A 13,096-nucleotide genomic window follows, 5' to 3' on the forward strand; every position below is an offset into this window, starting at 1 on the left:
CGTCCTATGCTGAGGCCGTGATCAGTAACTCAGCGGCCAGCGTTGCCAGCACAGCAAAGAACAGCCGCACTTTGCAGATGCTTGCCCGCCTGGGCTTCGCCGTCAACGGCTTGTTGCACATCCTCATCGCCGCGATAGCCATCGCCATCGCGGTTGGTGCCGGAAGCGGTAGTGCAGATCAGTCCGGTGCTCTCGGGCAGCTCGCGACGAGCCCGGGCGGAGTATTCGTTCTGTGGGTTGTGGTCGCGGGACTGGCTGCCCTCGGGCTCTGGCTGCTTTTGGGAGCGTTCCTGATGCGCGGCGCAGACCCCAAACGTCAGTGGTCCCGGCGCGTCACTGAAGTCGGCAAGGCGGTTGTCTACTTCCTTCTTGCGGGGACCGCTTTCACCTTTGCGCAGGGGGGAGCGACGAGTTCCGCCGGCAGTACCCGTGATGCCAGCGCATCGCTTCTTGCGGCGCCAGGAGGCGTGATCGTCCTCCTGGCCGGGGGTCTTCTCGTGCTGGCCATCGGGGTCTACTTCGTGCGCAAGGGTGCGTTGCAGAAGTTCACGGCAGATATCTCGGTGCCGAGCGGGTCGGCTGGAAAGTTTGTCCTCGCTTTGGGAATCGTCGGCTACGTCGCCAAGGGAATCGTGTTGGCCGTCGTGGCGGTCCTCATCGTGGTTGCGGCCATCACCGTGGACCCGAGCCAGTCGACCGGCCTGGACGGGGCGCTGAGGTCCCTCGTCGCTCTTCCGTACGGCGGGCCTATCTTGTCTGCTCTTGGTGCGGGTCTGATCGCCTATGGGCTGTACTGCTTCGTCAGGGCCTGGCGCGCCCGGCTCTGACATCTGAGGTTCACGCGGGTTCAGGTCATTCCGCAGAGTGCGGGATCGTGATCTGGAGCTCCCCGGAAGCCCGAAGGCTTCGCCACGTGTCGTAGGCGATCACGCTGCCCAGAATGACCAGGGAAAGTGATACGGATGCCATGACATCCGTTGCCCAGTGGTAGCCCAGATAAACGCGACTGACCGCCGCGGCGACGATGCACAGGAGCGCGAAGCCGAAGCCTGCCATTGCTCCACGGATGCTTCGACGACGTGAGAACACGAGGTACGCGGTCAACAGGACGAAGTCTGATGCGCCCAGGACGTGTCCGGACGGGAAGGAGAAGGAGGGATCGGGGCCGAAGAGCATGAGATCGGTCGGCGGTCGATGGCGGTCCACCGCATGTCCGATCACCTGCCCCAAGAGGACTCCGACCAACATGGCCGATGCCAGGATGAGTGGACGTCGGCCGTGCTTACCTATGATGCCCCAGACCACGCACACGACGAGAAGAAGGATGGGAAGTGCGACGGGCCCGAAAACGATCGCCAGTCCGATCATGATCGCGGTCAGGGTTGGCGAGCGCATACCGAAGAGCCAGTCCTGCACAGGCGCGTCCACCACGGTGAGTCCGTTGTGCTGCAGGACGGAGGCGAGGATTGCCGTGAAACAGACGACGCCGAAGCCGACCAGAACAATCGACGTCACATAGAATCGCCGGCGAGAGGCGGGCTCCAGCACGCGTTCCTCTGCGATGAATCTGGTGCGCATGCCGTGCAGGGAAGACCGCTGGCCGTTGGTGCGGGGAGGATTCACGGGGCAATTCCTTTCGCTGATCGTGACCTGCGTTCCTTGGCGAGCGCGCGTTCACCGTCGAGCTTGGCGGCGAGCGGCGCCCACGTGACAATCGCGACGCCGATTCCGAGCAGCAGGGCGCCCAGGGTATCGGTGAGCCAGTGTGCACCGAGATAGGTGCGACTGATCATCATGAGGGCCGTGTAAACGGTCCCGGCGACCACAACCCAGATCCGTGGCAGGAGAATCGCAATGACTGCGGCCATCGTCGCGGCATTCGCAACGTGGCCAGATGGGAAAGATCCGAAATCGAGGTTCGTCAGGAAATTTTCCGGGCGTGCGCGCCCGAAGAATTGTTTCAGGAGTTGGACGGCTGCTCCGGTGACGATGGTCGCGACCAGGTAGTAAGCCGCCGCCCAGGGACGTCGTGCCACAAGCAGCGCGACGGCGACGAGGGCCGGCACGACGAGGGTCGCCACCACGCCTCCTCCGAGGAAGTCCATCGTCAGTGCAAGGACCTGCCAGAGGGGTTCGCGATTCTCAACCAGTTCCCGCATCCATTCCACATCGATGGGCAACGGCAGCCCATGATCACGCGTTGCGATCAGAGCGCCCAGCGCACACGCCAGGGCGACGGCTGCGAGGCCACTGATCAGCGGCCACCGGCGGGAGACGCGGCGTGCACCCGACGTTGCCGCACGTTCAGGACGCGCGCCGGGCGCTGCATCCGAGCGTTCGGTTGAACTACCGGCCATGACTCCAGCCAAAGGATCGTTTGATGGGCACCGACCGGTCACCATGCTCATGCGGTGATCGTGGGTGAAGGCGAGCTTACCTCCCGGGGTACCGGCGGCCCAACTAAGGTGGGGACACGTGAATCCGCGCGGCCGCACGTCAGATCGGACTTCCAGAGTGAACCTGCGAAAACTGCCCAAGGCCCTGCCGATCGCGGTCCTCGTCCTCGAGATGGCCATCCGCGTCGGGGCGGTCATCAGGATTCCGCCGAACCGCCGTCCCACGGCGGCGATGGCCTGGCTGATGGCGATCTTCATTGCGCCGATCCCGGGAGCGGTGCTCTTCAGCCTCTTCGGCAGCAGCAGGCTCCCGAAGGCACGGCGCGAGAAGCAACAGGACATCAACGACTACATCCTCGGTACGACCGCCGGCCTCGACCAGGTCTCCAAGACGGAGACCTGGCCCCAATGGTTCGAATCCGTCGTCGAACTGAACCACACGTTGGGCGCCATGCCGCTCGTCGGCGGAAACGACGCTGTGCTTCTGCCCGACTACGAGGAGTCGATCGCCGCGATGACCGAGGAAGTGATGCGGGCCGAACGGTACGTGCACGTGGAGTTCTACATTCTCAGCCGAGACCGGACGACGATGCCGTTTTTCGACGCCCTCCTCGCAGCCCATGAACGGGGTGTGATCGTCAGGGTTCTGTACGACCACATCTCGACGATCCGGAGCCCGCAGGGCCGGGCGACCCGCCGTTGGCTGAGGAACGTCGGCATCGATTCCCACGAAATGCTCCCCTTCCATCCTTTCAGAACGCAATGGCGGCGCCCGGACCTGCGAAACCACCGCAAGGTGCTCGTGATCGACGGAATCGTCGGATTCATGGGCTCGCAGAACATGGTCGACCCCAGCTACAACACCAGGGGAAACATCAAACGGAACCTGCGGTGGAAGGATCTGATGGTGCGACTGGAAGGCCCCGTCGTCGCGGGCGTCAACGCGGTCTTCATCACCGACTGGTACTCCGAGACGGAAGATCTCCTCACCCGTGAGGCAGACCCGATCTATTCCGTGACCACCGAGGACACCCTCGACTGCCAGGTCGTTCCGAGTGGGCCCGGGTTCGAAGGCGAGAATAACCTGCGGGTCTTCAACGCCCTGCTCTACTCGGCCCAGGAACGACTCGTCATCGCCAGCCCCTACTTCGTCCCCGACGACTCCATGCTCTACGCGATCACGACGGCCGCGGAACGGGGAGTAACGGTGCACCTGTACGCCTGCGAAGTCGCCGACCAGGCCCTCGTATACCACGCACAACGCTCGTACTACGAGACCCTGTTGCGGGCGGGAGTGCGCATCTTCCTGTACGAGAAACCGGTCGTCCTGCATGCCAAGCATTTCACCGTCGACGATGAAGTCGCGGTGATCGGGTCGAGCAATATGGACATGCGCTCGTTCAGCCTCAACTTCGAAATCTCGCTGCTGGTCCGGGGGAGACGTTTCGTCGACGCGCTGCGCAGGATTCAGGACGACTACCGGAGCCACTCCCGGGAGGTTCTGCTCGACGAGTGGCTGCAACGTCCGCTTGGCACGCAGGTCCTGGACAACCTCAGCAGGCTCACTGCCACCGTCCAATGACCGCCGCATGGCGCGACCATTCCCGTTCCCGGGGCACAGCGGGTGGGCAGGCACGTCAGCCGTTCTTCAGGACTCGGGCGGCACGATCAGGAACGTATCGGAACGAATCCTTGGGCCACTGTCAGCAAACTGCAGGCTGCACATATCGCAAGGAGCGCTGAGTATCCGATCCGGGCAAAGAAATAGGCCGGACATCCGTTGGATGTCTCGACCTATTTCTTCTCACAGCGAAGAACCTGGACTACCGGATCTTCATTCTGTGCCCGAGGGGGGACTTGAACCCCCACGCCCATAAGGGCACTAGCACCTCAAGCTAGCGCGTCTGCCATTCCGCCACCCGGGCTGGTGCTGGCCAGCCGGTGACCGGCTGACGAGTCAATAATCTAGCACGGATTTCGAGGCCTTCCCGCACAACCCGACCGCACACCCGCACATGACAGTCCGTGAACCCCCGGGACAGCTCCCCGCAGCGACAACCGATAGCGTGAAGTCATGGCTTCCTGGGCAGACGACACCGATCCGGCAACACCCCTCGATCTGACCGCGGAACTCGCCCGCGACCTGATCCGGTTCGACACCACGAACTACGGCGAGGGCCGTTCCAACGGTGAAACGGATGCCGCGGAGTACGTCGCCGAGCACCTCAGGGGCCTCGGCCTCGCGCCGGAGCTCTTCGACTCGGAGCCGGGGCGCACGAGTGTCGTCGTGCGCGTGCCCGGCCGGAACCGCGACGCGGGCGCCCTGGTCGTGCACGGCCACCTCGACGTCGTCCCCGCCGACCCGGAGACCTGGTCGGTCGACCCTTTCGCCGGTGTCATCAAGGACGGCCTACTCTGGGGCCGGGGTGCCGTCGACATGAAGAACATGGATGCGATGATCCTCGCGGCACTGGGCGACATCCTCGGCGCGGGCGAGGCACCGGCCCGTGACCTCATCGTGGCGTTCTTCGCCGACGAAGAGGCCGGGGGAGTGCTCGGCTCGCACTACCTCGTCGACACCCGCCCGGAGCTCTTCGCAGGCGCCACCGAGGCGATCAGCGAGGTCGGCGGGTACTCGATCACGCTCGGCGGCCAGCGCGCCTACCTGCTGCAGACGGGGGAGAAGGCCCTGATCTGGATCAAGCTCGTCGCCCGCGGCGACGCCGCCCACGGCTCGAGGCGCATCCGGAACAACGCCGTCACCAAGCTCGCAACGGCCGTCGCGGCGATCGGCCGCCGGGAGTGGCCGATCCGGCTGACCGACACCACGACCCAGCTGCTCGCCGAGATCGCCCGGATCCTCGACGTCGATCCGCAGCGCGTCGGCCCGGACGAACTCGCGCTCGCGACGGGAACAGCGTCCGGGTTCATCCAGGCCAGCCTCCGCACCACGACCAACCCGACGCTGCTCAAGGCCGGGTACAAGCACAACGTGATCCCCGACCTCGCCGAGGCGCTCATCGACATCCGCACTCTGCCCGGCGAGGAGGACGCGGTGCTCGCCGAAGTTGCGAGCCTCGTCGGCCCGGACATCGAGATCGTCGTGATGCACCGCGACATCGGCCTGGAGACCGACTTCGGCGGCCCGCTCGTCGACGCCGTGGTCGGCAGCCTGCACCGGCACGACCCGGGCGCCCCCGTGCTTCCCTATCTCCTGTCAGCGGGCACCGACAACAAAGCCCTGTCCAAGCTTGGAATCCGCGGGTACGGGTTCGCCCCGCTGCGCCTTCCGGCTGAGCTGGACTTCCCCGGAATGTTCCACGGGGTCGACGAGCGGGTTCCGCTCGACGCGCTAGTCTTTGGCAGGCGGGTCCTTACCGACCTGTTGTCGACCTACTAGCAAAGCGAGCTCCGGTGAACTTCCTCAACGCCATCATCCTGGGACTCGTGCAGGGTCTGACCGAGTTCCTCCCGGTTTCGTCCAGCGCCCACATCCGCATCGTCGGCGAACTCCTCGGCATGGGCGGGGACCCGGGCGCCCGGTTCACCGCGATCATCCAGATCGGCACGGAGGCGGCCGTCGTGCTGTTCTTCTGGCGGGACATCTCGCGCATCGTGACGCACTGGGTCAAGTCCCTGTTCGGCAAGATCCCGCGCAGTGATCCCGACGCGCGGATGGGCTGGCTCATCATCTTCGGATCGCTCCCGATCATCGTGCTCGGCCTGGTCTTCCAGAACCAGATCGAGTCCACCCTCCGCAACCTGTGGATCACGGCGACCGTGCTCATCGTCTTCGGCGTGCTGCTCGGTGTCGCCGATGCGGTCGGGGCCCACCGGCGCCGCCTGAAGGACATCACGGTCACGCACGGCGTCATCTACGGCTTCGCCCAGGCGCTCGCGCTGATCCCTGGCGTCTCCCGTTCCGGCGGAACGATCACGGCCGGCCTGTTCATGGGCTACGAGCGCCGCGCCGCCGCCCGTTACGCATTCCTCCTCGCCATCCCGGCTGTGCTCGGCAGCGGCTTCTACGAGATGTACAAGGCCATCGCGCACCCCTGCCTCGAGGGCGCCACCAACTGCACCCCGGAGATCTTCGGCCCGGCCGAGACCGCGGTCGCGACCGTCGTCGCCTTCGTCGTCGCCTTGTTCGTCATCGGATTCTTCATGAACTACATCTCCAAGCGCAGCTTCCTGCCCTTCGTCATCTACCGCATCGTGCTCGGCTTCGCTCTGATGGCCCTGCTCGCGACCAACACCATCGCGGCTTAGGGGCCCTGGAATGCGCGCCTGGCGACACCCCGACATCCCCGTCCTCCCCGGAAACTCCGAAGCACCGCACCTGTACGACACGGCGACGGAAGCACTCGTGCTCGCGGAACCGGTCGACGTCGCCCGGCTCTACGTCTGCGGGATCACGCCGTATGACGCGACGCATATCGGCCACGCGAACACCTACCTCGCCTTCGACACCCTCCAGCGGGTGTGGCTCGATGCCGGCTACCGCGTGCACTACGCACAGAACGTGACGGATGTCGACGACCCGCTCCTGGAGCGGGCGACGGCCACCGGCGTCGACTGGCGCGACCTCGCTGCGTCCCAGGTCGACCTGTTCCGCACGGACATGGAAGCCCTCGGCATCATCCCTCCGGACAACTACGTCGCCGTGACCGAGGTCATCGAAGAGGTCGCCGACGCGGTCGCCCAGCTCTGGGACGACGGCCTCGCATACGCCGTTGCCGTCGATGCCGCCGAGCTCTCGGACACCGCAGGTCCGGCGGAGGCTGCGGGCTCCGACATCTACTTCGATATCGCCGCCGCAGAGCGGGTGGCGCCCTGGCGGCTCGGCGACGAGAGCAACCTCGACCGCGAGCAGATGCTGACTCTGTTCGCCCAGCGTGGCGGCGATCCCGACCGTGCGGGAAAGCGCGACGCGCTCGACCCGCTGCTCTGGCGTGCCGCCCGGGTGGGCGAACCGGCCTGGGACTCGCGCGTCGGCGCCGGCCGTCCCGGCTGGCACATCGAATGTTCCGTGATCGCCCTCACCGAACTCGGCACGGACTTCACCGTTCAGGGCGGCGGCTCGGACCTGATCTTCCCGCACCACGACATGAGCGCCGGCCATGCGGCCGCCCTCTCGGGGCATCCGCTCGCCGGCGTGTACAGCCACACCGGCATGGTCGCATACCAGGGCGAGAAGATGAGCAAGTCGCTCGGCAACCTCGTGCTCGTTTCGGCGCTACGCGCCGGGGGCACCGACCCCCGGGCCATCCGCCTGGCCCTGCTCGCGCAGCACTATCGCAGCGACTGGGAATGGACCACCGACTCGCTCTCCGCCGCCGAGGCGCGCCTCGAGGCCTGGACGAGGGCCTTCGGTCGTGCCACCGGAGACACGACCGCCGCCGATGGCACGGTGGACGAAGACCTGGTCGACGACGTCAACACGGATGCCGTCGCGAACGCGGACGAGGTCATCGTCGCGCTGCGCGCAGCGCTCGTCAACGACCTCGACACCCCGGCCGCGCTGCGGATCCTGGACGCCGCCGCAGAAGCGGGCACGGCTGCGCCGGAACTGGTGGCCCTGGCCATCGACGCCCTGCTGGGCATCACCCTCTAGGTCGGCCGAGGGCTACGGCTGACGCGGCACGTCAGGACCCGGACGCCCGTCCGCGCGCCCGGACTGGCCGTCGCGGCCGTCGCCGCGCTTACGGAGGTACTTCTCAAACTCCTGGGCGATCGCCTCGCCGCTCGCCTCCGGCGAGTCGACTGTGTCCCTGGCCTGCTCGAGCTGGTTGATGTACGCCGCCATCTCCTCGTCGTCTGCCGCGAGGGTGTCGATGCCGGTCTGCCATTCCTCGGCCTCGGTGACGAGGTCGCCGCGCGGGATGACCACGTCGATGATCTCCTCGAGCTTGTCGATCAGGGCGAGCATCGCCTTCGGCGACGGCGCGTTGTGCACGTAGTGGGGGACGGACGCCCAGATCGAGAGGGTCGGGATGCCGACGAGCTCTGCCGCGTGCGAGAGCACGCTCAGGATCCCGACGGGACCCTCGTAGCTGCTGCGCTCGATCTGCAGCTCGCTGCGCACCTCGGGGTTCTCGCTCGAGACAAAAATGGAGATGGGGCGCGTGTGCGGAACGTCCGCGAGCATGGCGCCGAGGAAGACGATTCCGCCGATGTCCGCAGCGAGGGCCGCGTCGAGCACCTCTGCGGTGAATCCCTTCCAGCTGCGGCTCGGCTCTGTGCCGAGCAGGAGGTAGATGTTGCCCGCATTGCTGCCGCTCACGCGCAGCTGTGCGTCGTCAGCGAGGGGCTCCCCGACGACGCCAGGCTCTGCAGGACCGAACAGGGTCGCGCCGGGCCATTCGAGCTGGCGGTGACCCTCGTCATCCGTGGAGATCGTCGGCCGGTTGAACTGGTAGTCGAAGTAGACCTCGGGGTCCACCTCGAAGAGGGAGGACACGTCGAGGAGGTCCCTGAGGATGCCAACGGCACCGGTCGCGGCCTCACCCGCGTCGTTCCAGCCTGCAAACGCCACCACGAGGAGGCGTCCGCCCAGGAATCCATTGCCATCTGTCACTGCGTGAAACCTCGATCTGCCGGGGCGCCCGGAAAAGCACCGTCAGTCAAGGATAAGCGGTGCCCCTTACACTTGGACCCTGTGAACCCGTTCCGTCCTCTTTCGCCCCTGCCCGCGGCCGTGCTGTGGGATATGGACGGCACGATCGTCGACTCGGAACCGTACTGGATGCGTGCCGAAACCGAGCTCGTCGAGAGCTTCGGCGGTGTCTGGACGCACAGTGATTGCATGCTTCTGGTCGGAAGCGGCCTGCTGGGCTCCGCGGCCATCCTGCAGGATCGCGGTGTCCGCCTCGACGCCGAAGTGATCGTCGACCGTCTGACCACGCGGGTCCAGGGCCTCCTCAGTGAGTTCGGTGCACCCTGGCGCCCCGGCGCCCTCGAGCTGATGACGGAGGTCAAGGCCGCGGGCATCCCGATGGCCCTCGTGACCATGTCGGAACACCGGATGGCGCAGCAGGTGTCCGACCAGGTCGGATTCGCCGCATTCGATGCGATCGTCGCCGGTGACATGGTCCTCCAGAGCAAACCGCACCCTGAGGCCTATCTCTCGGCCGCCCGGTTGCTGGGTGTCACCCCCGCCGACTGTGTTGCCGTCGAGGACTCCCTGCCCGGCATTGCGGCGGCCGTCGCCTCCGGCGCCGTTGTCATCGCGGTCCCGCACATGGTCGAGATCGAAGCGAGCGCCCGGTACGAACTGTGGCCGACCCTGCACGGACGCACGCTGGCCGGCGTCCACACTGTCTTTGCCGAGCGGCGCGCTGCCGTCGCCGAGGTACCCGCGCGGCCCGGTTCCGGCTCGCATCCGACCGAGGACGACATCCACGCATGAGCGACACCGACAACATGAGCGAAACCGGCACCATGAGCGCCGGCAACGGCATCACCCCGAACGGCGAATACACCCAGGTCATCCAGAGCAGCGGGCCCTTCCGGGTCGGCGATCGCGTGCAGCTCACCGGCCCCAAGAACAAGCTCAACACCATCACGCTCGAGCCGGGCAAGGTCTTCCACACCCACAGGGGAATCCTCGCGCACGACGACATCATCGGCCTGCCCGATGCATCCGTCGTCGTGAACAACGTCGGGGTCGAGCACCTCGCGCTGCGCCCGCTGCTCAACGACTTCGTGATGTCGATGCCGCGGGGAGCCGCGATCATCTACCCCAAGGATGCGGCCCAGATCCTCGCCCAGGCGGACATCTTCCCCGGTGCGACGGTCGTCGAAGCCGGGGTGGGCTCCGGAGCGCTGTCCCTCTGGCTGCTCCGCGCGATCGGGCCGGCCGGCCACCTCGCCTCCTTCGAACGCCGGGCCGAGTTCGCCGACGTCGCGAGGGACAACGTCGCCACGTTCCTCGGTGCCGACCCCACGAACTGGACGATCACCCTCGGCGACCTTGCGGACGCACTGCCGTCCGCGGTCCCGGATCAGACGGCCGACCGGGTTGTGCTCGACATGCTCGCCCCCTGGGAATGCCTCGAGGCCGTCTCGGCCGCCCTCAAGCCCGGCGGCGTGCTCCTCTGCTACGTCGCGACCGTGACCCAGCTCTCCCGGGTGGCCGAGGCCATCCGTGGAACCGGGTTCTACACGAACCCGGATTCGAACGAGACCATGGTGCGCGGCTGGCACGTCGAGGGTCTCGCGGTCCGCCCGGACCACCGCATGATCGGGCACACCGGGTTCCTGATCACGGCACGGCGTCTCGCCCCCGACACGATCCTGCCCGAGCTCAAGCGCCGGCCCTCCAAGACCGACTTCTCGGATGCGGATGTCGAGGCTTGGACCCCTGGCGCACTCGGCGAACGCAGTGTGAGCGGAAAGGTCATGCGCAAGCGGGTCCGGATCGCGGAGGCCGGCGCAGCCACCTCCAAGGCCAGAGGCCTCGACGGTCGGGGCCCGGCCATCGTCGCTGCGCCCCTCGACCTGCCCCGAACGACCGAGACCACGGCCGACACCGCAGCCGACGCCGCGACCGACACCGCAGCCGACGCCGGTTAGGATAGGCTCCGGCCGTGTTCGGCCTCCCGACTGTGGGCGCCAGAGGGCGCCGCACGCTGAACGTCCCACACTGAAATGAGATCCTGTGCGTAGAGCTTCTGCCCTCATTGCGACTGCCGGCCTGCTGCTTGCCGCCCTCACCGGGTGCAGCAGCAGTGCGGATGCCGCGTCGAGCTGCGTCGCACCGATCAGCGATGGCGCCGCCTCGAAGCTCGTCACGGTCAGCGACAACCTCGGCGCCGTTCCGAAGGTCGACTTCCCGACCCCGCTCATGACGGGGACGACCCAGGGCAGGGTCATCGTCCCCGGCTCCGGCGACAGGCTTGTCACCGGCCAGCAGGCGAAGATCGAACTGAACGTCTACAACGGGACGACGGGCTCACCGATCCAGGTCAGCAAGTACGACAGCACGAGCGCGAACGTGCTCACCCTCAACGACCAGACCATCAAGGGCATCACCGACGGGCTCGCCTGCGCGCAGGCCGGCTCGCGCATCGCCGTCGTCGTCTCCCCGGACGACGCGTTCGGACCCCAGGGCGGCAACTCCACCCTCGGGATCGCCGCGACGGACTCCCTGGTCTTCGTGATCGACGTTGTGAAGACCTACCTGCTCCGGGCGAACGGTGCCGACCAGACTCCGGTCAACGGCCTTCCCGCCGTCGTGCTCGACGCCAACGGCACCCCCGGGATCACGATCCCGGGCGGCACGCCGCCGGCCGACCTTCAGGTCGCCGTCCTGAAGAAGGGCACCGGCGACACCGTCAAGGAGGGCGACACGGTCACCGTGCACTACACCGGCGTCCTCTGGGCGGAGAAGAAGCTCTTCGACTCCAGCTGGACGAAGGGCGCGCCGGCACAGCTCCTCGCCGTCGACGGCTCGAAGACCCAGGGCGGCGTCGTCCCTGGCTTCGCGACCGCGATCATCGGACAGACCGTGGGCTCGCAGATCCTCACCGTTGTCCCGCCCGCGAAGGGCTACGGAGACGCAGCGCAGGGAACCATCCCGGCCGGCTCCACCCTCGTCTTCGTCATCGACATCCTCGGCATCGGCTAGCCCCACCGCTCCACTGCCGCACGCGTCACCCTCCGTTCACGAGAGCGAGGGTGCCGCGTGCTTTCGGGTGACCGGCCCGTGCTTTCGCCGGTGAGCCGGGTCTTCATGGATGCCCCACGAATCTCTGGTCAGGACCACGCGGCCGCCTGGGGCCGCGTGGGGTCGCCTGAGTGTGTCGAATTCAGGAGATGCTTGCGGCCGGGTGGGGGCGTCCGCACTGGTCCGCGGGCCGGTATTGCCCGCCCGGGCGGATCTCCTGAATTCGGTACCACGGGCAGGAGAATCAACCGTCTTCAGGTGTGAAAGTGGAAATATGAAGCGCAAAATTATGTGAGTAAGTCTCGTCTTTGTCTTCGATTCGGGGTAGAATCGGGGTATGGCAGGAGCTTCAGATCCCCAGTCACACACCCCGCAGGCCCACGATTCAGTGGCCGCGGGTGATCAGCCCACCATGGGTGCCGAAGGTTTCGAGGGTGCTGAAGGTCTGGCGGGGTCGGTGCCGTCGGTGTATGCGGATGCTGTCGCAAGGCTCGCCGAAGCCCAGGCGGTTCTCGCAGACGCCCTGGCGGCGATCCCGCTGGGGCTGCTCGGCGACAGAGAAGCGGTGACGGCGCTGAGCACCGTGGAGGCGATCGGGCGGACGGTGGATGCGGCCCGGGTGAGCACGGCGACGGATGTGGACCGGAGGGCCCGGGTGCTCGGCCGGGAGGGTCTGGCCTGGCGGATGGGCTGCACGGGCCCGTGGGATGTCCTCACCCGGGTGACGCGGGTGTCGGCCCGGGAGGTGAAGCGGCGCACGAAGCTCGGCGACGCGGTGTTGCCGCGGCCGTGCGGCGGGAGCAGCTGGTTACCGCCCTTGTTCCCGACGGTCGGGGCCGCCCTGGCAGCGGGGGAGATCGGGGTGGAGACGGCGGAGTTGATCGTGGCGGGGCTGCAGGTGATCAGTCACCGGGTGGCGCCGGATGACCTGCTCACGGCGGAGCGGGCCCTGGTCGCCTCTGCGGCCGGGCTGATCACCCCGGAGACGGAGGATTTGGCCGGGGCGGGTGTCCCGGTGACGACGGACCTGATC

Annotated in this window: 12 protein-coding genes and 1 tRNA gene; 9 read left to right on the top strand and 4 right to left on the bottom strand. The window is 66.9% G+C overall.

Annotated features, from left to right (window positions below):
* Window positions 1–17: 17 nt before the first annotated feature.
* Window positions 18–827, top strand: coding sequence for a DUF1206 domain-containing protein (locus E3O50_RS07100; RefSeq protein WP_241975455.1), 810 nt, complete (start codon window positions 18–20; stop codon window positions 825–827).
* A gap of 25 nt (window positions 828–852) precedes the next feature.
* Here E3O50_RS07100 and E3O50_RS07105 read toward each other — a convergent pair whose 3' ends face one another.
* Window positions 853–1,548 (bottom strand): phosphatase PAP2 family protein, encoded by a 696-nt coding sequence (locus tag E3O50_RS07105; protein WP_241975456.1) that lies wholly within the window; start codon window positions 1,546–1,548, stop codon window positions 853–855.
* 71 nt (window positions 1,549–1,619) lie between these two features.
* Entirely contained in the window at window positions 1,620–2,408 is a 789-nt protein-coding gene (locus tag E3O50_RS07110) for a phosphatase PAP2 family protein (protein WP_241980938.1), read from the bottom strand.
* Between the two features lie 160 nt (window positions 2,409–2,568).
* On the opposite strand from E3O50_RS07110, the gene cls reads away from it, so the two are divergent.
* The gene (cls, locus tag E3O50_RS07115; RefSeq protein ID WP_134560181.1) at window positions 2,569–3,978 is read left to right on the top strand and encodes a cardiolipin synthase; all 1,410 of its coding nucleotides are present in this window, start codon (window positions 2,569–2,571) and stop codon (window positions 3,976–3,978) included.
* Window positions 3,979–4,238: 260 nt separating this feature from the next.
* On the opposite strand, the gene E3O50_RS07120 is transcribed toward cls, so the two are convergent.
* Window positions 4,239–4,321 (bottom strand) — tRNA-Leu (locus E3O50_RS07120).
* A 149-nt stretch (window positions 4,322–4,470) separates the two neighbouring features.
* Here E3O50_RS07120 and E3O50_RS07125 point away from each other — a divergent pair.
* From E3O50_RS07125 to mshC, 3 genes are read left to right on the top strand one after another with little or no spacing between them, the layout of a single operon-like run.
* Complete coding sequence (locus tag E3O50_RS07125; RefSeq protein WP_134560165.1) at window positions 4,471–5,796, top strand: M20/M25/M40 family metallo-hydrolase; 1,326 nt, start codon at window positions 4,471–4,473, stop codon at window positions 5,794–5,796.
* Between the two features lie 14 nt (window positions 5,797–5,810).
* On the top strand, window positions 5,811–6,665 hold the full coding sequence (locus E3O50_RS07130) for an undecaprenyl-diphosphate phosphatase (RefSeq protein WP_134446571.1): 855 nt from the start codon (window positions 5,811–5,813) through the stop codon (window positions 6,663–6,665).
* Between the two features lie 10 nt (window positions 6,666–6,675).
* Window positions 6,676–8,010 carry a cysteine--1-D-myo-inosityl 2-amino-2-deoxy-alpha-D-glucopyranoside ligase gene (gene mshC, locus E3O50_RS07135; RefSeq protein ID WP_134560167.1) on the top strand — a complete coding sequence of 445 codons (1,335 nt, stop codon included), beginning with the start codon at window positions 6,676–6,678 and terminating at the stop codon, window positions 8,008–8,010.
* Window positions 8,011–8,022: 12 nt separating this feature from the next.
* On the opposite strand, the gene E3O50_RS07140 is transcribed toward mshC, so the two are convergent.
* Window positions 8,023–8,973, bottom strand: coding sequence for a PAC2 family protein (locus E3O50_RS07140; RefSeq protein ID WP_134446569.1), 951 nt, complete (start codon window positions 8,971–8,973; stop codon window positions 8,023–8,025).
* An 81-nt stretch (window positions 8,974–9,054) separates the two neighbouring features.
* Here E3O50_RS07140 and E3O50_RS07145 point away from each other — a divergent pair, with 81 nt between their 5' ends.
* The 4 genes from E3O50_RS07145 to E3O50_RS07160 form a co-directional block, all read left to right on the top strand.
* Complete coding sequence (locus tag E3O50_RS07145) at window positions 9,055–9,804, top strand: HAD family phosphatase (protein WP_255454103.1); 750 nt, start codon at window positions 9,055–9,057, stop codon at window positions 9,802–9,804.
* A 32-nt stretch (window positions 9,805–9,836) separates the two neighbouring features.
* Window positions 9,837–10,970, top strand: a complete 1,134-nt coding sequence (locus tag E3O50_RS07150; RefSeq protein ID WP_134560183.1) for a tRNA (adenine-N1)-methyltransferase — start codon at window positions 9,837–9,839, stop codon at window positions 10,968–10,970.
* Between the two features lie 85 nt (window positions 10,971–11,055).
* A complete protein-coding gene (locus tag E3O50_RS07155; RefSeq protein ID WP_134560169.1) occupies window positions 11,056–12,024 on the top strand; it encodes an FKBP-type peptidyl-prolyl cis-trans isomerase in 969 nt (322 codons plus the stop codon).
* 376 nt (window positions 12,025–12,400) lie between these two features.
* Window positions 12,401–13,096 (top strand): DUF222 domain-containing protein (locus E3O50_RS07160; protein WP_134560171.1); only part of this gene is annotated, 696 nt, incomplete at its 3' end.

Origin of the sequence: Cryobacterium sp. MDB1-18-1 (assembly GCF_004402735.1) — a bacterium.
Lineage (GTDB): Bacteria > Actinomycetota > Actinomycetes > Actinomycetales > Microbacteriaceae > Cryobacterium > Cryobacterium glucosi.